Genomic DNA, 18,897 nt, shown 5'->3' with positions numbered 1-18,897 from the left:
ACATTCGGTTCCGTGGACGGGGTCAGGCGAATGCGTCGAGAGCGAACGCCACCCCGGACCGCGACTCGCTGGCGAGCCAGAGGCGCGCCGCCTCGGCACGGTCGTGGGCCCGCGGTTCCGCACGCACAACCGCGGCGGGACCCCGGAGCTGGAGCGGACCGCCCGGGCCCCAGTACTGCCCGGACCGGACGCCGTCACCGACGGCCGCGTGCACGAGCGGGTGGGCGCCGGCGTCCTTGCCCTGCGCGATGAGCCGTTCCCCGGGTCGGACCCAGGCGGGTTCGTCCCGCGCGGGCGTGACGAGTGGACGCTGGGCGCCCAGGGTGTCGAGCGCCAGGCCCGGGTGCGCGACGACGCTGGCGACCGCGGACCCCGCGTCGGCCAGGCGTTCGGCGAGCTCGAAGCCGAAGAGCATCACCGCGAGCTTGCTCCGGCCGTACTGCCGGTAGCCGACGTAGTGCCCGACGCGGAAGGGGTCGAGTCGGTCGAGCGACGCCCACCGGTGTGCGATCGAGCCGAGGTGCACGACCCGGCCGCCGGTGCGTTCGAGCATCGGCAGCACCAGCCCGGTCAGCGCGAAGTGGCCCAGGTGGTTCGTGCCGACCTGCAGCTCGACCCCCTGGGGTGTGAACCGTTCCGTCCGCGACCCGACGACGCCCGCGTTGTTGAGCAGCGCGTCCACGGGGCCGAGGTCCTGCAGCGCCGCTGCCGCCGCACAAACGCTGTCCAGGTCGGCCAGGTCGACGTGCAGGTGTTCCAGCGTCGCCGTGGGGACGTGCCGCCGGATGCTGCGCTCGGCGGCCTCGGCACGCGCACGGTTGCGGGTCGCGAGCACGACGCGGTGTCCCGCCGCTGCGAGCTGTTCGGCCGCGTGGTAGCCGAGCCCGGCGCTGGCACCGGTGACGACGACGGTCTTGACGCGCCCGCCAACGCGAGGCTGGCCAGCCCCGGCCTGCTCACCGACGTCAGCTGACATGGCCGGCGGACTCCATCTGGCGCAGGGCCTTCTTCAGGTCCTGGACCTCGTCACGGAGGCGGGCTGCGAGCTCGAACTTCAGCTCGGTGGCGGCCTGCAGCATCTGGTCGTTGAGGTCCGCGATGGTCGCCTCGAGCTGCGTCGCGCCCTCGCCCGCGATGCCCCCGCGCTTGAGCGACGGCGTCGGGGCACGTCCGCGGTCCTTCGCGCTGCTGCCACGACGCTCGAGGAGTTCCTTCGTGTCGTCGTTCTCGCGCGCCAGGGCCTCGGTGATGTCGCCGATCTTCTTGCGGAGCGGCTGCGGGTCGATGCCGTGCTCGAGGTTGTACGCCACCTGCTTCTCGCGGCGGCGGTCGGTCTCCTCGATCGCCTGCTTCATGGAGTCGGTCATCTTGTCCGCGTACATCAGCACCTGGCCGGAGACGTTGCGCGCCGCACGGCCGATGGTCTGGATGAGCGACGTCGACGACCGGAGGAAGCCTTCCTTGTCGGCATCGAGGATCGCCACGAGCGAGACCTCGGGCAGGTCGAGGCCCTCACGCAGCAGGTTGATGCCGACGAGCACGTCGTACACGCCCTGGCGCAGCTCGGTGAGGAGCTCGACGCGCTTGAGGGTGTCGACGTCGGAGTGCAGGTACCGGACGCGGACGCCCGCGTTGCCGAGGAAGTCGGTCAGTTCCTCGGCCATGCGCTTGGTCAGGGTCGTGACGAGCACGCGCTCGTCCTTCTCGACACGCTGCTGGATCTCCTCGAGCAGGTCGTCGATCTGCCCGTCCGAGGGCTTGATGACGATCTCCGGGTCGACCAGGCCGGTCGGACGGATGATCTGCTCGACGACGCTGTCCGTGACGCCGAGTTCGTACCGACCGGGCGTGGCCGACAGGTAGACCTTCTGCCCGGCACGCTCGAGGAACTCCTCCCACTTCAGCGGGCGGTTGTCCATCGCGCTGGGCAGCCGGAACCCGTGCTCCACCAGGGTGCGCTTGCGCGAGGCGTCCCCTTCGTACATCGCGCCGATCTGCGGCACGGTCACGTGGGACTCGTCGATGACGATGAGGAAGTCGTCGGCGAAGTAGTCGAGCAGGCAGTGCGGGGCTTCGCCGGGCATGCGGCCGTCGACGTGCCGCGAGTAGTTCTCGATGCCGGAGCAGAAGCCGATCTGCTCCATCATCTCGATGTCGAACGTGGTGCGCATCCGCAGGCGCTGGGCTTCGAGCAGCTTGCCCTGGCCCTCGAGCTCGGTGAGGCGCTCGGCGAGTTCTTCCTTGATCGTGCCGATCGCGCGGTGCATGACGTCGGTGTCCGCGACGTAGTGCGACGCCGGGAAGATCGACACCGCGGGCAGGTCGTCGATGACGTTGCCGGTGAGCGGGTGCAGCGAACTGAGCGCTTCCACTTCGTCGCCGAACATCTCGATGCGGATCGCGTGCTCTTCGTACATCGGGATGATCTCGATGGTGTCGCCGCGGACCCGGAAGGTCCCGCGTGCGAAGTCGACGTCGTTGCGCTGGTACTGCATGGCGACGAACCGGCGCACCAGCTGGTCGCGGGAGATCTCCTGCCCGACCGACAGCGCCACCGAGGCGTTCATGTACTGCTCCGGCGTACCGAGGCCGTAGATGCACGACACGGTCGACACCACGACGACGTCGCGCCGGCTGAGGAGCGAGTTCGTCGTGGAGTGCCGGAGCCGCTCGACCTCGGCGTTGACCGAGGAGTCCTTCTCGATGAACGTGTCCGTCTGCGGGACGTACGCCTCGGGCTGGTAGTAGTCGTAGTACGACACGAAGTACTCGACCGCGTTGTTCGGCAGCAGGCTGCGGAACTCCGTGGCGAGCTGGGCAGCCAGGGTCTTGTTGTGCGCGAGCACCAGCGTCGGGCGCTGCACCTGTTCGATCAGCCACGCGGTCGTCGCCGACTTGCCGGTGCCGGTCGCGCCGAGCAGCACGACGTCGGTCTCACCGGCGTTGATGCGCCCCGCGAGTTCCGCGATCGCCGCGGGCTGGTCACCGCTCGGCGAGTACTCGCTGATCACCTCGAACGGGCGGACGGCGCGGGCGGGTTCGATCGTCACTGCCATGCCGTCAATGCTAGGCGCGCCCACCGACAGCGCGCCCGGTGCTCGCGCACGGCGTACCCGCCCCCGTACCGCGGCGTATCGTCCGCTCCACGAAGACGCAGAGGACGCTGATAGCAACGGCCTCTAGCGTCCCGTCCGTACAGCTTCAGCACGCATCCTCATCCCCCGAAGAGGCCTCCCCCCATGACGACGGCGACCCCGAGCGCTCCGACCAAGGGCACACCGTTCCGCGGACGCATCCGCGGGCGCGTGCTCATCCTGCTCTGCTTCATGTACGCGATCTCGTACATCGACCGCACCAACATCTCCACCGCCCTGCCGCACATCACCGAGGAGTTCGGGTTCAACGAGGCCACTGCCGGCCTCATCGTCTCGGCCTTCTCGCTGCCGTACGCCCTGCTCCAGGTGTTCGGCGGGACCATCAGCGAGAAGTTCGGCCCGCGCAAGGCCCTGTTCGTCATCACCGTGATCTGGGGGGTCGCGACGCTCTGGACCGGCTTCGCGGTCGGCTTCTGGACGCTGTTCGCCGCGCGGGCACTGCTCGGGCTGAGCGAGGCCGCGGCGTTCCCGACCGCGACCCAGGCGATGAGCCGGTGGATCCCCCGCGACCGGAACGGCTTCGCGCAGGGTGTCGTCCACTCGGCCGCCCGCCTCGGGAACGCACTCGCTCCCCTCGTCGTGGCGTACTTCATCGCTGTGAGCGGCTGGCGGCTGGCGTTCTTCGCCACCGCGGTGCTGTCCTTCGCCTGGGCGATCGTCTGGTTCGTCTGGTTCCGGGACAAGCCCGAGTCGACGAAGGGCATCACCCAGGCGGAGCTGTCCGAGCTCCCGCCCGTCGAGACCCGCGCCACCCGGCCCCCGGTGCCGTGGCGGCAGATGGCGAAGCAGATCCTGCCCGTCACCTTCGTCGACTTCGGGTACGGCTGGACCCTCTGGGTGTTCCTCACCTGGCTGCCGACGTTCCTGAGCTCGACCTACGGGCTCGAGATCGGCGACTTCGCGCTGTTCACCACGCTCATCCTGCTGGCGGGCGTCGTCGGCGACACGGTCGGCGGGATGCTGAGCGACCGGATCATCCACCGCGGCGGCGACACCCGCAATGCCCGCCGGCTCATCCTGGTCGTCGGCCTCGGCGGGTCGCTGCTCTGCCTGGTGCCGCTCGTGATCGGGCAGGGGCTGCTCGTCGCCACGATCTCCTTGGCGCTGTCGTTCTTCTTCCTCGAGCTCTGCAACGCCAACCTCTGGGCGATCCCGATGGACGTCGCCCCGCAGTGGTCGGGGACGGCCTCGGGCTTCATGAACACCGGGTTCGGGATCGCGGGCGTGGTGTCGCCGATCGTCTTCGGGCTGCTCATCGACGCCAGCGGCTGGCAGCTGCCGTTCGCCCTGTCCTGCGCGCTGCTGTTCGCCGCGGCGGTGGTCGCGTGGTTCATGAAGCCGCAGCGGCTCACGATGACCGACGGGGTGCTGGAGATCGGGACCCCGAAGGCGGAGCAGCAGCGGGTCTGAACCGCACCGGACGACGGACGGGAGGCCCGTGGCGACCCCGCCACGGGCCTCCCGTCCGTCCTGGCCCTACGGACGCGCCGCGCGCGCCTTCCGCGACGACAGCGACGGCCGCCCGGTCAGCGGCACGCTGAGCGGGGTCCACCGGAACGCCTCGGTGATCGCGACGGACAGCACCACGACCAGCAGGTAGGTGACCAGCGTGAGCCACGGCTTGGGGACCAGGGCCTCGAGCGGGCTCGCGCCGTACAGCAGCAACCAGATGACCAGCGGGTGGCTCAGGAAGATGCCGAAGGACCGGTCCGAGGCGTAGTCGACGACCTTGGCGAGCCGACTGCCGGCGACCCGGCGGTCGGCCCAGGCGGCACCGACGGCCAGGAAGCCGACGAACACGATCGTGCTCCAGACGGCCTCGACGGGCTGCAGCGGCGTGCCGGCGGCGTACGGCGAGTCCCCCAGGGCCATCTGCAGGACGAAGACGCCGACGGTCAACAGCACCCCGCCCAGGAACGTCCACCCGATCATCCGGCGGTGCGTCCGGACGAAGCCGAGGAAGCGGTCGGCGTGGTCGGCGGCGATCGCTCCCGAGACGATGAAGAAGACGTACGAGAAGAAGAACTGCTTCTGGTACCCGTTCAGCCAGGCGTCGGACGCAGGGAAGTACTTGTACCCGGCGAAGACCACCAGCTGCACGACCAGGGCGACGACGAGCACGACCACGTGGTGCCGGCGCGTCGTCCGCACCAACCACGTGATGGCGGGCAGCAGCAGGTAGACCTGCATCGTCACGAGCAGGAAGTAGAGGTGGTACTTCGCGGTGCCCGTGACCACGCCGGTGGCGAAGGTGGTCACGAGCGCGGGGACGTCGCCACGCTGACCGGCATCGAGCAACCAGGCCGACGCGACGTACACGAACGACCACGCCAGGTACGGCACGCCGACGAGCAGGAAGCGCTTCGGCCAGAACACCGACATCGGCTTCGGGCGGATCGCGTAGCTGTAGACCAGGACGAACGCCGTCAGCGTGAAGAACACCAGCCGGGTGAAGTGCAGCAGCGCGAGCAGTCCGGCCAGCCCGACGTCGTCCGAGGCCATCGTGTGGCTGGTCGTGTGCACGCCGAGCACGCACGCGAAGGTCAGGATCCGCAGGACGTCGACCTCGTACAGGTGCCGGGGCTTCCCCTCGGCCGTCCGGGTGGGCGTCTGCACCCCGGTGGGCGCGGGCCGGGCCGCGGTGTCGGTCAGGGCCGATGCGTCGGTCGGGGTCACGACGTCGCCGCCATCCCCCGCACCCGGGCGCGCTGGATCTTGCCGGTCGGGGCACGCGGCAGGTCGGGCACGACGACGATCTCGACCGGACGCCGGAACCGGGTGAGCCGCTCCGCAGCTCGTGCGGTCAGGTCGGCGACGAGGGTGTCCGCGTCGACGGCTTCGTCGGGCTGCGGGATGACGTAGGCGACCGGGACGCTGCCGAGCACGTCGTCCGGGCGGCCCACGACCACGGCCTCGAGCACGCGGGCGTCACCGAGCAGGACGTCCTCGACCTCGGACGGCCAGACCTTCTCGCCGCCGCGGTTGATGACGTCGTCGGAGCGGCCCGCCAGGGACACCCAGCCGTCCTCGGCGACGGAGCCGACGTCGCCGGTGGCGAGCCAGCCATCGTCGTCGAAGCGCTCGGCGGCCCGTCCGGACAGGTAGCCGTGCACGATGCCGGGACCGCGGACCCAGAGGGCGCCGACCTCGCCAGCGGGCAGGACGGCGCCGTCCTCGCCGCGGACCTGCACCTCGGAGCCGACCGGGACGCCGACCGTCCCCGGGCGCGCGGGTGCGTCGAGCGGCGTCGCGGTGATCTGGCTCGCGCCCTCCGTCATGCCCCAGCTCACCACGAGCGGGGTGTCCCCCAGCGCCTGGCGGACCGGGTCGGGCAGCGGTGCCGAGGCACTCCGGACGAACCGCAGGTTCGGCGGGAAGTCGAGCGGGCCGGTCTTGGCGAGCACCGCCAGGATCGCGGGCACGGCGTTCAGCCAGGTGATGCGTCGTTCGGCCAGCAGTTCCCAGAACCCGGTGCGCCGGAACCGACGGTCCAGCACGAGCGTGGCGCCCGCCACCAGCGTGGCCAGCAGGCCGACGACCTCGGCGTTGACGTGGAAGAGGGGAAGTGAGTTGAAGCCGCGGTCGTCGCGCGTCAGGCCGTTGTGGCGCACCACGGCCCGGGCCACGAACAGCAGCTGGGTCTCGGGCAGCTCGACGCCCTTCGGGGTCCCGGTCGACCCGGAGGTGAACAGCACGACGGAGCCCTCGCCCGGTGCGTCCGGTGCGGACGCCGGCAGGTCGCCGTCGCGGACGTCGGTCGGGAGGCCCGTGGCCGGGTCGACGCGCGCGGACGGGGTCCCGGGGACGGTCGCGTCCACGTCACGGTCGGACACCACGATCGACCCGCCGCCGAGCAGCTCGGCGAGGCGGCCCGGCTCGGAGGTCGGCTGACCGGTGTCGACGGGGACGGCGCGTCGGCCCGAGGACACGGCGGCGAGGTACACCACCGCGAAGGCGAGTGGGTCACCGACGTCGACGAGCACGGCCCCGGAGTCGCCGATGCCGATCACGTCGAAGGTGGACGACCACGCGTCGACGGCCGCGTCGAGGGCCCCGTAGGACAGCACGCGATCGGAGCGGGCGTCCTCGAGCCAGACCCGGTCGGCGTCGGCTGCGGCGCGGTGGCGGATCAGCGCACGGAGGCCGAGCGATGCCGTGGCGGGGTCGGGTGTCTCAGGGTCGTGCTGCACCGCTCAATGCTAGGACGGCTGCCTATGACGCGCCGGAGGATGCGCTTCCCGGTGGCGCGAAGCGGTGCAGCAGCCACTGCCACAGGCCGAGCATCCGGGGCTGCCCCGCAGCGTCGAGCGGGGTGGTGTCCTTGATCGTCCGGGAGTGCGACTGGCCCGGCGTCCCGACCTGGATGTCGGTCAGGATCGCATGCGGGTCCCATCCTTCGGGCGGCGCCGCCGTGTCCGTCCGCCAGGGTCCGTCCGGGCCGCCCGCCGTCGCCGGTCCGTCGAGCCCGAGGACCTCCCACGACCCGCGGATCCGGGGGCCGAACACGTCGCGGACGTCGTCGATCGCGTACATCCGCGACGCCGGGGTCACGCCCGGGCGGTCCATCCAGGCCGCGTGCACGGGGCCGAGCGACTCGACGGGCGACGAGAACATCAGGGCGCCCCGGATCGGGCGGATGTGCGCGATGTACGCCGCCTCGCCACCACCCTGGGAGTGCCCGGCGACGACGATGTCCTGCCACGCGATGTCCTTGCCCGGCGTCACGAAGCGGCCCCATCCGCCGTTCGGGTCGACGTCGTCCAGGTGGGCGATGGCGTCCCGGAACCGCGACACGATGGACCCGGCGGGCGAGACGCTGCTGAACTCGGACGGCCTCGAGCCGTCGAACCGGTTCCGCTGCACCGCGCCGTAGCACTCGGCGTCGGCCTCGCACGTACCGGACAGGGTCTTGCCCAGATTCCAGTAGTCGAGCCCGAGCACGTGGTACCCGTCCCCGAGCGCCGTGGTGAGGAAGCGCTGGTACTGCGCGGGCTTGGCGCGGGTGGCCGGCAGGAAGAGCAACAGCGGGCCGTCGGCCGCGGTACGAGCGGCGAAGTCGTCCCGGTTCGGCTCGAGTCGTTCACCGTCGATCGCTCCCAGGCGGAACCGGTGGAACTCGTCCTCGGGACCGTGCTGGTCACTACGGGCCGGGGCGCTCACGGGTGCGCGTCCGTGCTGCTCCACGCGCTGCTCCGCCATCACGTTGGCCGCGACGAGCGTGCCGCCCCCGATCACGACGAGCATGACCGCGGCGACGAGGAGCAGGATGCGGTGCTTCATCCGACCAGGCGCTCCCACACCGCGTCGGCGGAGTCGAGGGTCTGGTCCAGGGTGCCCGTGGCGTCGACGACGTGGTCGGCCAGCGCGAGCCGTTCGGCATCGGTGGCCTGCGCCCCGATCCGCCGCTCGGCCTCGTCCCGCGGCATCCCCCGGTGCTCGACGAGCCGCTCGGTGCGGAGCGCAGCCGGGGCGTCGACGACCACGACGGCGTCGAACCGGAGCGGCCGCGACCCCTTCGCCTCGGCGAGCAGGGGCACGTCGTACACCACGACCGCGTCCGGGTCGGCTGCCTCGGCCGCGTCGAAGGCCTGCTGTGCGAGCCGCCAGACCTCGGGGTGCGTGATCGCCTCGAGGTCCTTGCGGGCTGCCGGGTCGGCGAACACGATCGCACCGAGCGCCGGTCGGTCCAAGGAGCCGTCCGGAGCGATCACCCCCGGGCCGAAGCGTTCCGCCACCTGGGCCAGACCCGGGCTGCCGGGAGCGACCGCGTCCCGTGCCAGGCGGTCGGCGTCGACCACGACGGCACCGTGCTCGGCCCACCGGGCGGAGACGGTCGACTTGCCGGCGGCGATCCCGCCCGTGAGTCCGATGATGCGCACGACACCGAGCCTAGGGTCGACGGCTCACGGAACGCCGGAAGCCCGGCACCCACGAAGGGGTGCCGGGCTTCCGGTCTGCGCAGGACTCGATCAGTTGGTCGAGCTGAGCTTCTCGCGGAGCGCCGCGAGCGATGCGTCGTCGGCCAGGGTGCCCTGACCGGCCTGCTCGCTCGTGAACGACGAGGAAGCGCTGGCCGGGAGGTCGAACCCACCCTGCGCCTCTTCGGTGAGGGACTTGGCGACCTGCGCCTTGTGCGCCTCCCAGCGAGCCTGAGCGGCCGCGTACTGGCCTTCCCAGACCTCGCGCTGAGCGTCGAAGCCCTCGAGCCACTCGTTGGTCTCCGGGTCGAAGCCCTCGGGGTACTTGTAGTCACCCTTGTCGTCGTACTCGGTCGGCATGCCGTAGAGCGCCGGGTCGAACTCGGTGCTCTCCGGGTCGACGCCCTCGTTGGCCTGCTTGAGGCTGAGCGAGATGCGGCGACGGTCGAGGTCGATGTCGATGATCTTCACGAAGACCTCGTCGCCGACGGAGACGACCTGCTCGGCGAGCTCGACGTGCTTGTTCGAGAGCTCCGAGATGTGGACCAGGCCCTCGATGCCGTCCGCGACGCGGACGAAGGCACCGAACGGCACGAGCTTCGTGACCTTGCCCGGTGCGATCTGGCCGATCGCGTGGGTGCGGGCGAAGACCTGCCACGGGTCTTCCTGGGTGGCCTTGAGCGAGAGCGACACGCGCTCGCGGTCCAGGTCCACCTCGAGGATCTCGACGGTGACTTCCTGACCGACCTCGACGACCTCGCTGGCGTGCTCGATGTGCTTCCAGCTGAGCTCGGAGACGTGGACGAGACCGTCGACGCCGCCGAGGTCGACGAACGCACCGAAGTTGACGATCGACGAGACGACGCCCTTGCGGACCTGGCCCTTGTGCAGGTTGTTGAGGAACGTGGTCCGGGACTCGGACTGCGTCTGCTCGAGGAGCGCACGGCGCGACAGGACCACGTTGTTGCGGTTCTTGTCGAGCTCGAGGATCTTCGCCTCGATCTCCTGGCCGAGGTACGGCGTGAGGTCGCGGACGCGGCGCAGCTCGATGAGCGATGCCGGGAGGAAGCCGCGGAGACCGATGTCCACGATGAGGCCACCCTTGACGACCTCGATGACGGTGCCGGTGACGACCCCGTCGGACTCCTTGATCTTCTCGACGTCGCCCCACGCACGCTCGTACTGCGCGCGCTTCTTCGACAGGATGAGGCGGCCTTCCTTGTCCTCCTTCTGGAGGACCAGGGCCTCGACCTCGTCACCGACGTTGACGACCTCGTTGGGGTCGACGTCGTGCTTGATCGAGAGCTCGCGCGAGGGGATGACACCCTCGGTCTTGTACCCGACGTCGAGGAGGACCTCGTCGCGGTCGATCTTCACGACGGTGCCGGAGATGAGATCGCCGTCGTTGAAGAACTTCAGGGTCTTCTCGACCTCGGCCAGGAAGTCATCAGCCGAACCGATGTCGTTGATGGCGACCTGCTTAGGAGCCTTGGTCGTAGTGGTTGTCATGTAGAGATTGCTCCGAACGGACATGAGTCGGGCCAGGGCGACGCAGGAGCTGGTCCTGCACGAGGACGCCGTGGCAGTTGGTGTGTGACGCGGATTGCGCCGCACAAGTCTAACCGCAGCAGTGTCAGTCGAGCAACGCCGTGCGCAGTGTGTCGAGCCCGACGCCACCGAGTGCGAGCGCCCGGTGGTGGAAGGCCTTGAGGTCGAAGCCATCGCCCTCGCGCGCAGCGACCTCGTCACGGATCGACTCCCACACCCGCTGCCCGATCTTGTACGACGGCGCCTGGCCCGGCCACCCGAAGTACCGTGCGACCTCGAACCGGATGAAGGCGTCGTCCATGTTGACGTTCTCGCGCATGAAGTCGAGCGCGTACTCCCACGTCCAGCCCCCGCCGTCGGGGTTCGTCTTCTGCAGGTGCACGCCGATGTCGAGCACCACGCGTGCCGCTCGCATCCGCTGCCCGTCGAGCATCCCGAGCCGGTCACCGTCGTCGTCGAGGAACCCGAGCTGCTCCATGAGGCGCTCGGCGTACAGCGCCCAGCCCTCGACGTGCCCGGACGGTCCCGCCAGCTGCCGACGCCAGGTGTTGAGCTCGCCGCGGTTGTAGACGGCCTGGCTGATCTGCAGGTGGTGACCGGGGACGCCCTCGTGGTAGACCGTCGTCTTCTCGCGCCAGGTGCCGAACTCGGTCACGCCCTGCGGCACGGACCACCACATGCGGCCGGCACGGGAGAAGTCGTCGGACGGGCCGGAGTAGTAGATCCCGCCCTCTTGGGTCGGGGCGATCCGGCACTCCAAGCGCTTGATCGGGTCGGCGATGTCGAAGTAGGTGCCGTCCATCGCCCGGATCGACGCGTCGCTGGTCTCCTGCATCCACCGCTGCAGGGCGTCGGTGCCGTGCAGGGTGCGGGCAGGGTCGGCGTCGAGGACCTCGATCGCCCGAGCGACCGAGGCGCCGGACTCGATCCGGTCGGCGATGCGCTCCTGCTCGTCCCGCATCCGCGCGAGCTCCTCGATGCCCCACGCGTACGCCTCGTCCAGGTCGACGACCGCGCCGAGGAAGCGGCGCGAGTGCAGCTCGTAGTCGTCGCGTCCCACGGCGTCGACCGGCGTCGCGAGCGGCATCAGCTCGTGCTCGAGGAATCCGCTGAGCGAGCGGTACGCAGCCGCTGCGACCTCGGCGCCCCGCTGCAGGTCGGCGCGCAGTGACTCCGGCAGCGCCGACCCGTCCTCGGTGGCCGCGGCGTCGGCGAGCTGCTGGAAGAACCCGTCGGCGGCGCCGCTGCGGGCCGCCTGCTCGGCGACGAGTTCGACCTGCCGGCGTGCGGGCGTGACGTGCTCGCGGGTGCCCTCGAGCAGGGTCTCGCGCCAGCCCTCCAGCGCGTCGGGCAGCGCGGCGAACCGGCTGGCGATGTCGTGCCAGTCAGACTCGGTGGCGGTCGGCATCAGGTCGATCGCGTCGCGCATCGACTGCGGCGGGCTGGCGATCACGTTGAGGTCGCGCAGGTGCAGCTTCCGGTCGTACGACTCGACGACCAGGTCGAGCTCGGCGCCGAGGTCGGTCTTCGTGACCCGGTCCACGTCGTCCACGGGCGCGGCGTCGTCCAGTGCGCGCTTGGCCACCCGGGCGGCGTCCGCCATCGCGGCAGCGCCGGCCGGCGACGTGTCGCCGTACTCCCCCGTGCGCCCGGGGACGCCGATGTAGGTGGCGATGGTCGGGTCGAGGTCGACGAGGGCGCTCACCCAGTCCTCGGCGACGCGGTCGACGGCGGACGGCTGGCGGACTGGGCGTGCATCGGTCATGCCCCGACCCTACGGCGGACGGGAGGCGCGAGGCCAGCCGGTGGGGGGCCTCCTGTCCGTCCCGGTGTGCGCCCGGCGCACCCGGCGTCAGTGCGCGGCGGCCTCCCAGTTGGGCCCCAGGCCCACCGAGACGTCGAGCGGCACGCTGAGGTCGGCAGCGTGGCCCATCCGGGTGCGCAGGATGTCCTCGACCCGGTCCTGCTCGCCGGGCGCGACCTCGAGGATGAGCTCGTCGTGCACCTGGAGCAGCAGCCGCGACCCGAGGTCGTCCTTCCGCAGGTCCTCGGCGACCCCGAGCATCGCGATCTTCATGATGTCGGCGGCCGAACCCTGGATCGGGGCGTTCAGCGCGGCACGCTCGGCGTTCTCGCGCAGCACCCGGTTCGGGCTCTTCAGGTCAGGGAACGGGCGACGGCGCCCGAAGATGGTCTCGGTGTACCCGTCCTCGCGCGCCTGCTCGACGACGTTGCGCAGGTAGTCCCGCACCGCGCCGAACCGGGCGAAGTACTCGGTCATCAGGGTGCGCGCCTCGCTCTGCTCGATGCGGAGCTGCTTGGACAGGCCGAACGCGCTCAGCCCGTAGGCGAGCCCGTACGACATCGCCTTGACCTTCGTGCGCATCTCGGCGGAGACGTCGGCCGGCTCGACCCCGAACACCCGGGCCCCGACGAAGCGGTGCAGGTCCTCGCCCTCGTTGAACGCCTGCACCAGCCCGGGGTCGCCGGACAGGTGCGCCATGATCCGCATCTCGATCTGCGAGTAGTCCGCGGTGAGGAGCGTCGTGTACGGCTCTGCCACGGCGAACGCGGACCGGACCCGACGGCCGACCGCGGTCTTGACCGGGATGTTCTGCAGGTTCGGGTCCGTCGACGAGATGCGACCCGTGCTGCTGCCGGTCTGCTCGTAGCGGGTGTGGATCCGGCCGTCGACGATCGCGGCGTCCAGCGTGTCGACGATCTGCCGGAGCTTCGTGGCGTCACGGTGCTGCAGCAGGAGGCCGAGGAACGGGTGCGGGTGCTGGTCCTGCAGGTCGGCCAGGCTGGCGGCGTCGGTCGAGAACCCGGTCTTGGTCTTCCGGGTCTTCGGCATCGCGAGCTCGGTGAAGAGCACTTCCTGCAGCTGCTTCGGCGACCCGAGGTTGACCTCGTGGCCGATCTCGGCGAAGGCCTGCTGCGCGAGGTCGGCGGCACGCTCCCCGAGCTCCTTGGACAGGCCGGTCAGCACCGGGCGGTCGATGCCGACGCCCGTGGTCTCCATCTGCGCCAGCACCGACACCAGCGGCAGCTCGATGTCGTCGAGGACCTTGAGCGAGCCGGGGTCGATGCGCGCGCGGAGGGCCGTCGTCACGCGCAGGACGTACCAGGCGTGGACCCCGACGTTGACCGGAGCGGTCTCGGGCACGAGCTGGTTCGGGTCGGCGGTGGGGAGTTCCTCGCCGAGCTCCTGGTAGACCAGGTCGGTCAGCGGCTGCCCCTGCTTGCCCGGGTTCGCGAGCCAGCCCATGATCCGCGCGTCCCCAGCGATCCCGTTGACGGCGATGCCCGCGGTGCCGAGCGCCTTGACCGCGGCCTTGGCGTCGTGGAAGTGCTTCGGTGCGTCCGATGCGAACCACGCCGTGAGCTGTTCGTAGTCCTTCGCCCCGCTGCCGCCCGGCACGAGCACCGCGTCGTCGTGGGTCGCGATGCCGATCGCGCTGAGGCGGCCGTCGATGACCTCGACCGCGACGCCGTAGCCGTTCTCGGACTGCGCGGCGTTCTTCCGCTCGAGCCAGTAGCCGAGTTCTTCGTCGATCAGGGTCTTCACCGGCGGCGGGGTGATGCCGTTGTCCTGCACGGAGCCCTCGGCCGCGGCGTCGGTGCTCTCGCCGGAGCCGGCGACCTTGAGCACGCGGTCGAGCAGCGTGCGGAACTGCAGCGTGGCGAAGAGCTCGCGCACGGCAGCCTCGTCGAGCGGGCGGAGGGCGACGTCGCCGGGACCCACGGGCAGCTCGACGTTCGTCACGAGCCGGTTCAGCCTGCGGTTCCGGATCGCCCGGTCCCGCTGCTCGCGCAGGTTGTTGCCCACGACGCCCTTGATCTCGTCCGCGTGCTCGAGGACCCCGTCGAGCGAGCCGTACTGGGTGATCCACTTGACGGCGGTCTTCTCGCCGACCTTGTCGATGCCGATCAGGTTGTCGCTGGTCTCCCCCACCAGCGCGGCGATGTCGGGGTACTGGTGCGGCTCGATGCCGTAGCGCTCGTAGACCTTGTCGCGGTCGTACCGGGTGAGTTCGGACACGCCGCGGACCGAGGGGTACAGCAGCGTGACGTCGTCGTTCACGAGCTGGATCGAGTCGCGGTCACCCGAGACGACGTAGACCTGGAAGCCCTGCGCGGCCCCCTGCGCGGAGAGCGTGGCGAGGATGTCGTCGGCCTCGTAGTCCTCCTTCGTGACGGTCGTGATGCCCATCGCTTCGAGGGCCTGCTGCAGGAGCGGGATCTGCCCCTTGAACTCGGCGGGGGTCTCGGACCGGGTGCCCTTGTAGTCCTCGTACTCGCGCGTGCGGAACGAGAACCGGGAGATGTCGAACGCGACGGCCAGGTGAGTCGGCTTCTCGCGCTGCAGCAGCATGAGCAGCATCGAGATGAACCCGTGGATGGCGTTCGTGTGCTGCCCGTCGCGGTTGACGAAGCTGTCCACCGGCAGTGCGTAGAAGGCCCGGAAGGCGAGCGAATGGCCGTCGATGACCATGAGGGTAGGCTTTGCGGAGTCCGACACCCGGACAGCCTACCGACGCCATCCGACACGGGAGTCCTGCGCGTGACCGACGAAGTGACCACCACCACCGGCGTCGACGAGCGGCTGGCGGACCGCGGGATGGGCGAGCTCGCCGACAAGATGGGCATGGTCGTCACGGAGCTCTCCGCGGAGCGCGCCGTGGGCTCGATCCCGGTCGAGGGCAACCGGCAGCCCGTCGGTCTGCTGCACGGCGGGGCGTACGTCGTCCTCGCCGAGAGCCTCGGGTCCATGGCCGCCAACGTGCACGCGGGACCGGGCCGGTACGCCGTCGGCATCGAGCTGAACGCCTCGCACTCCCGCAGTGCGACGAGCGGGACCGTGACCGGCACGTGCACCGCGATCCACCTCGGCAACACGCTCACGACCCACGAGATCGTCCTCACCGACGACCAGGGACGGCGCTGCTCGACCGTCCGCATCACGAACATGATCCGCGAGCGGCGCTGAGCGCTCAGTCCTCCGGCGGCCGCTGGAGCAACAGCCGCGCGTCGCCGAACCCGAGCCGCCGGTAGAGCCGCTCGCCCTCGACGCTCGAGTGCACGCTGGTCCGCTCGGCACCCAGCTCGTCCGCGATCGCGAGCAGGTGCGCGACCATACGCCCGGCGACCCCGTGGCCGCGCAGGTCCGGATGCACGTAGACCGTCTGCAGCTCAGCCGCGATGCGGCCCCCCGGCACGTGCGGCGCCGGTGGTCGTGGGTGCAGTGCGAGCCACGCCATCCCGAGGACGGCGCCATCACGCTCGGCAACCACACACCGGTGCGAGTCCGGGTGGTCGCGTGCGAAGGACGTCATCGCGGTCCGGTAGGCCTCGGGCGTCTGCACCGGAGCGCGTCCGCCTTCCTCGATGCTCCACCGCCAGCGCAGGTCGGCCACCGCCGGCATGTCGTCCGGACGGGAGGCACGGATCACGACGTCGTCCACGGCTCCACCTTCGCAGCTGGTCGGCCCCGCACGCACCGCCCGCACACGCAGAGCCCGCACGTACACCGACGCCGCCACCCGGATCGGGTGACGGCGTCGAGGGAGTGCGCGGTGAGCGACTACTTCTTGGCGCTGAGCTGCTCGATGATCGCCTTGGCGACGTCGTGCATGGTCAGGCGGCGGTCCATCGACGCCTTCTGGATCCAGCGGAAGGCCTCGGGCTCGGTCAGGCCCATCTTCTCGTTGAGCAGGCCCTTGGCGCGGTCGACGAGCTTGCGGGTCTCGAAGCGCTCGACCAGGTCGGCGACCTCGGACTCGAGCGTGATGATCTGCTGGTACCGCGAGAGGGCGATCTCGATCGCGGGGAGCAGGTCGTTCGGGGTGAAGGGCTTGACGACGTACGCCAGGGCACCGGCCTCGGTCGCGCGCTCGACGAGTTCCTTCTGGCTGAACGCCGTCAGCAGGACCACGGGAGCGATGTGGTTCTTGGAGAGCTTCTCGGCCGCGGAGATGCCGTCGAGCTGCGGCATCTTGACGTCCATGATGACGAGGTCGGGACGCAGGTCGGTCGCGAGCTGCACGGCGGTCTCACCGTCACCCGCTTCGCCGACGACGTCGAACCCGTTGTCGCGCAGGATCTCGACGATGTCGAGGCGGATGAGCGATTCGTCCTCGGCGACGACGACTCGACGGGGTGCTGTTGCGGTTGTTGCTTCTGCGTCACTCACGTCCGAGAGCCTACTAGACCCTGGGAGGCTCGCTCGCAAAGAGCTTGGTACGAGTGGCGGGACGGTTGGTACGGAACTGCCCCGCTCGCCGTGAGCGGTCTTGGTACGAGTGGCGGGACTTGAACCCGCACGCCGTGAGGCAGAGCATTTTGAGTGCCCCGTGTCTGCCGATTCCACCACACTCGCTTGGTGGAGCGATGCTACCAGGCCGGGCCGAGCCTCCAGGCCGTCGGCCGAGTCGCGACGGACGTGGCGATCCCCGGGTACCGTCGGAAGCCACCGACCGATCAGGGGAGGGACCCTCGTGGATTCCCGTGCCGTCCGCACGTTCCGGGCCTTCGTCATCGTCACCGCCACCGTCGCGATCGTGCTCGGCATCGTCGCGATCGTCTGGCCGCGGCCGTCGGTCGTGGTCGTCGCGCTGCTGTTCGGCGTCTACCTGGTCGTCGCCGGGGTCCTGCGCGTGTTCGCCGCGGTCCGGGGGCACGGCACGTCGCCGGTGTGGCGGTGGACCTCCGGCGTCGTGGGGGGTCTGGTCGCGGTCGCCGGGCTCGTGACGCTGCTCGACCCGCTCGTGCCGCTCGTGGTCTACGCCGTGCTCGCCGGGATCGGCTTCGTGATCGAGGGGATCGTCGCCCTGGTGAGCGCCTTCGTCGGGCACCCCGGGTCGTCCCGCGTGCCGACGGTCGTCAGCGGCATCCTCTCCGTCCTGGGCGGCGTCGCCGTGCTCGTCGCCCCCGGGGTGGCCCTCACCGTGTTCATGCTCTTCGCGGGGATCGCCCTGATCGTCGTCGGTGCTGCGACCCTGCTGCTGCTGCCACCGCGCGCGGCCGTCCGCTGGAGCTGACGGGCGGCACTGATCCTGGCTGTCAGCGCCCCACGGCGCCGGACTGCCCGGCAGCACCTACGCGGCACCGGTCCCGAACAGCAGGCCGAGCAGGTAGGTCACCACGGCCGCGCCGAACCCGATCGCGAGCTGCCGGAGCGCCCGTCGGAGGGGCGACGCCCCGCTCAGCACGCCGACCACCGCGCCCGTGCCGAGCAGCGCGATGCCGACCAGGAACGCCGCCACCGCGATCGCCGCCCACCCGTCGAGCCCGAACAGGTACGGCAGCACCGGGATGATCGCTCCCGAGGCGAAGAAGCAGAAGCTCGACAGCGCTGCGCTCATGCCGTTGCCCACCGCTTCGTGGTCGTCGGTGACGGCGGTCGGTCCGGTTGCGGGACCGCTGCCGAGTCCGGCCAGCACGTCGGCGGCGTGCGCTTCGGCTTCGTCCTCCGGCATGCCCCGGGCGCGGTAGACCAGCGCGAGCTCGTTCGCGTCGACGTCGAGGTGCGCCACCGCGTCCCCGGCCTCCGGGTGCGGTGCGGACGCCTCGAGCAACTCACGCTGGGACCGGACGGAGACGTACTCCCCCGCTCCCATCGAGAGCGCGCCGGCGAGGAGTCCGGCGATGCCGCTCAGCAGCACGAAGTGCCGATCCGCCCCCGAGGCGCTGATGCCGATGATGAGCGCGAGGTTCGACACGAGCCCGTCGTTCGCACCGAAGACCGCGGCACGGAACGTCCCCGACAGCCGCATCCGCCCACGGTTGGCCAGCCCGCGCACGACCTCGCCGTGGATGCGTTCGTCAGCGGCCATCCGCGCGGTCGCGTCGTCGTCCTCGGCGTACGGCGAGCGGTCCTCCGCCCGCTGCATGAGCGCGAGGACGAAGACGGACCCGAAGCGCTTCGCCAGGGCCGCCAGCACCCGGGTGCGCAGGCTCCCCCGCAGCGGTCGTCCGGCGTCGTCGCCGAGCAGCTCGACCCAGTGCTGCTCGTGCCGGCCCTCGGCGTCGGCCAGCGCGGCGAGGATCTCGCGCTCCTCGCCCGACCGGCGGGCCGCCAGGTTGCGGTAGACGGCGGCTTCGGCGCGTTCGTCCGCCAGGTACCGGCGCCAGCGGCGCACGTCGGTCGCGGACCGGTTCTCGTCCTGGAGGCTCACACCAGCCATCCTGCCCGCTCACGTGGGCGTGTGGTCACGCGGAGCTGCGCGGACGCCGGCGGGTGGGCACGTGTCAGGACCGCGAAAGCGACAGATCGC

General features: G+C 70.7%; 15 protein-coding genes and 1 tRNA gene. 3 read left to right on the top strand and 13 right to left on the bottom strand.

Going from position 1 to position 18,897, the window contains the following annotated elements:
- Positions 1-22: 22 nt before the first annotated feature.
- Positions 23-976 carry an SDR family NAD(P)-dependent oxidoreductase gene (locus BIU90_RS13485; protein WP_071300707.1) on the bottom strand — a complete coding sequence of 318 codons (954 nt, stop codon included), beginning with the start codon at positions 974-976 and terminating at the stop codon, positions 23-25.
- On the bottom strand, positions 966-3,044 hold the full coding sequence (gene uvrB, locus BIU90_RS13480; RefSeq protein WP_071301035.1) for an excinuclease ABC subunit UvrB: 2,079 nt from the start codon (positions 3,042-3,044) through the stop codon (positions 966-968). Before uvrB ends, BIU90_RS13485 begins: the two co-directional genes overlap by 11 nt.
- Positions 3,045-3,239: 195 nt before the next feature.
- Here uvrB and BIU90_RS13475 point away from each other — a divergent pair, with 195 nt between their 5' ends.
- Complete coding sequence (locus tag BIU90_RS13475) at positions 3,240-4,565, top strand: MFS transporter (RefSeq protein WP_071300706.1); 1,326 nt, start codon at positions 3,240-3,242, stop codon at positions 4,563-4,565.
- 66 nt (positions 4,566-4,631) lie between these two features.
- Here the strand turns inward: BIU90_RS13475 and BIU90_RS13470 are convergent, their stop codons facing one another.
- The 7 genes from BIU90_RS13470 to polA all read right to left on the bottom strand — a co-directional run bounded on the left by BIU90_RS13470 (position 4,632) and on the right by polA (position 15,116).
- Complete coding sequence (locus tag BIU90_RS13470) at positions 4,632-5,831, bottom strand: acyltransferase (protein ID WP_071300705.1); 1,200 nt, start codon at positions 5,829-5,831, stop codon at positions 4,632-4,634.
- A complete protein-coding gene (locus BIU90_RS13465) occupies positions 5,828-7,345 on the bottom strand; it encodes a class I adenylate-forming enzyme family protein (protein ID WP_071300704.1) in 1,518 nt (505 codons plus the stop codon). The genes BIU90_RS13470 and BIU90_RS13465 overlap by 4 nt, the downstream gene beginning before the upstream one ends.
- 22 nt (positions 7,346-7,367) lie before the next feature.
- Positions 7,368-8,435 (bottom strand): hypothetical protein, encoded by a 1,068-nt coding sequence (locus BIU90_RS13460; RefSeq protein ID WP_071300703.1) that lies wholly within the window; start codon positions 8,433-8,435, stop codon positions 7,368-7,370.
- The gene (gene coaE / locus BIU90_RS13455; protein WP_071300702.1) at positions 8,432-9,034 is read right to left on the bottom strand and encodes a dephospho-CoA kinase; all 603 of its coding nucleotides are present in this window, start codon (positions 9,032-9,034) and stop codon (positions 8,432-8,434) included. Before coaE ends, BIU90_RS13460 begins: the two co-directional genes overlap by 4 nt.
- Positions 9,035-9,124: 90 nt before the next feature.
- Positions 9,125-10,582: a 30S ribosomal protein S1 gene (rpsA, locus tag BIU90_RS13450; RefSeq protein ID WP_071300701.1), complete on the bottom strand. Its 1,458-nt coding sequence runs from the start codon at positions 10,580-10,582 to the stop codon at positions 9,125-9,127.
- Between the two features lie 124 nt (positions 10,583-10,706).
- A complete protein-coding gene (locus BIU90_RS13445; protein ID WP_071300700.1) occupies positions 10,707-12,386 on the bottom strand; it encodes a DUF885 domain-containing protein in 1,680 nt (559 codons plus the stop codon).
- A gap of 87 nt (positions 12,387-12,473) precedes the next feature.
- Entirely contained in the window at positions 12,474-15,116 is a 2,643-nt protein-coding gene (polA, locus tag BIU90_RS13440; protein ID WP_254787054.1) for a DNA polymerase I, read from the bottom strand.
- A 126-nt stretch (positions 15,117-15,242) separates the two neighbouring features.
- On the opposite strand from polA, the gene BIU90_RS13435 reads away from it, so the two are divergent.
- Positions 15,243-15,611 (top strand): PaaI family thioesterase, encoded by a 369-nt coding sequence (locus BIU90_RS13435; RefSeq protein WP_071301034.1) that lies wholly within the window; start codon positions 15,243-15,245, stop codon positions 15,609-15,611.
- A 4-nt stretch (positions 15,612-15,615) separates the two neighbouring features.
- Here the strand turns inward: BIU90_RS13435 and BIU90_RS13430 are convergent, their stop codons facing one another.
- The 3 genes from BIU90_RS13430 to BIU90_RS13420 form a co-directional block, all read right to left on the bottom strand.
- On the bottom strand, positions 15,616-16,086 hold the full coding sequence (locus BIU90_RS13430) for a GNAT family N-acetyltransferase (protein WP_071300698.1): 471 nt from the start codon (positions 16,084-16,086) through the stop codon (positions 15,616-15,618).
- Between the two features lie 119 nt (positions 16,087-16,205).
- The gene (locus BIU90_RS13425; protein WP_071300697.1) at positions 16,206-16,814 is read right to left on the bottom strand and encodes an ANTAR domain-containing response regulator; all 609 of its coding nucleotides are present in this window, start codon (positions 16,812-16,814) and stop codon (positions 16,206-16,208) included.
- A 101-nt stretch (positions 16,815-16,915) separates the two neighbouring features.
- Positions 16,916-17,000, bottom strand: a tRNA-Leu gene (locus BIU90_RS13420).
- A 118-nt stretch (positions 17,001-17,118) separates the two neighbouring features.
- Here BIU90_RS13420 and BIU90_RS13415 point away from each other — a divergent pair.
- Positions 17,119-17,661 carry an HdeD family acid-resistance protein gene (locus BIU90_RS13415; RefSeq protein WP_071300696.1) on the top strand — a complete coding sequence of 181 codons (543 nt, stop codon included), beginning with the start codon at positions 17,119-17,121 and terminating at the stop codon, positions 17,659-17,661.
- 57 nt (positions 17,662-17,718) lie between these two features.
- Here the strand turns inward: BIU90_RS13415 and BIU90_RS13410 are convergent, their stop codons facing one another.
- The gene (locus BIU90_RS13410; RefSeq protein ID WP_254787053.1) at positions 17,719-18,798 is read right to left on the bottom strand and encodes a VIT1/CCC1 transporter family protein; all 1,080 of its coding nucleotides are present in this window, start codon (positions 18,796-18,798) and stop codon (positions 17,719-17,721) included.
- Positions 18,799-18,897: the final 99 nt, after the last annotated feature.

Source organism: Curtobacterium sp. MCBA15_001, from assembly GCF_001864835.1.
GTDB lineage: Bacteria > Actinomycetota > Actinomycetes > Actinomycetales > Microbacteriaceae > Curtobacterium.
The sequence above is the reverse complement of the archived record's forward strand: the minus strand, read 5'-3'. Positions and strand labels throughout refer to the sequence as shown.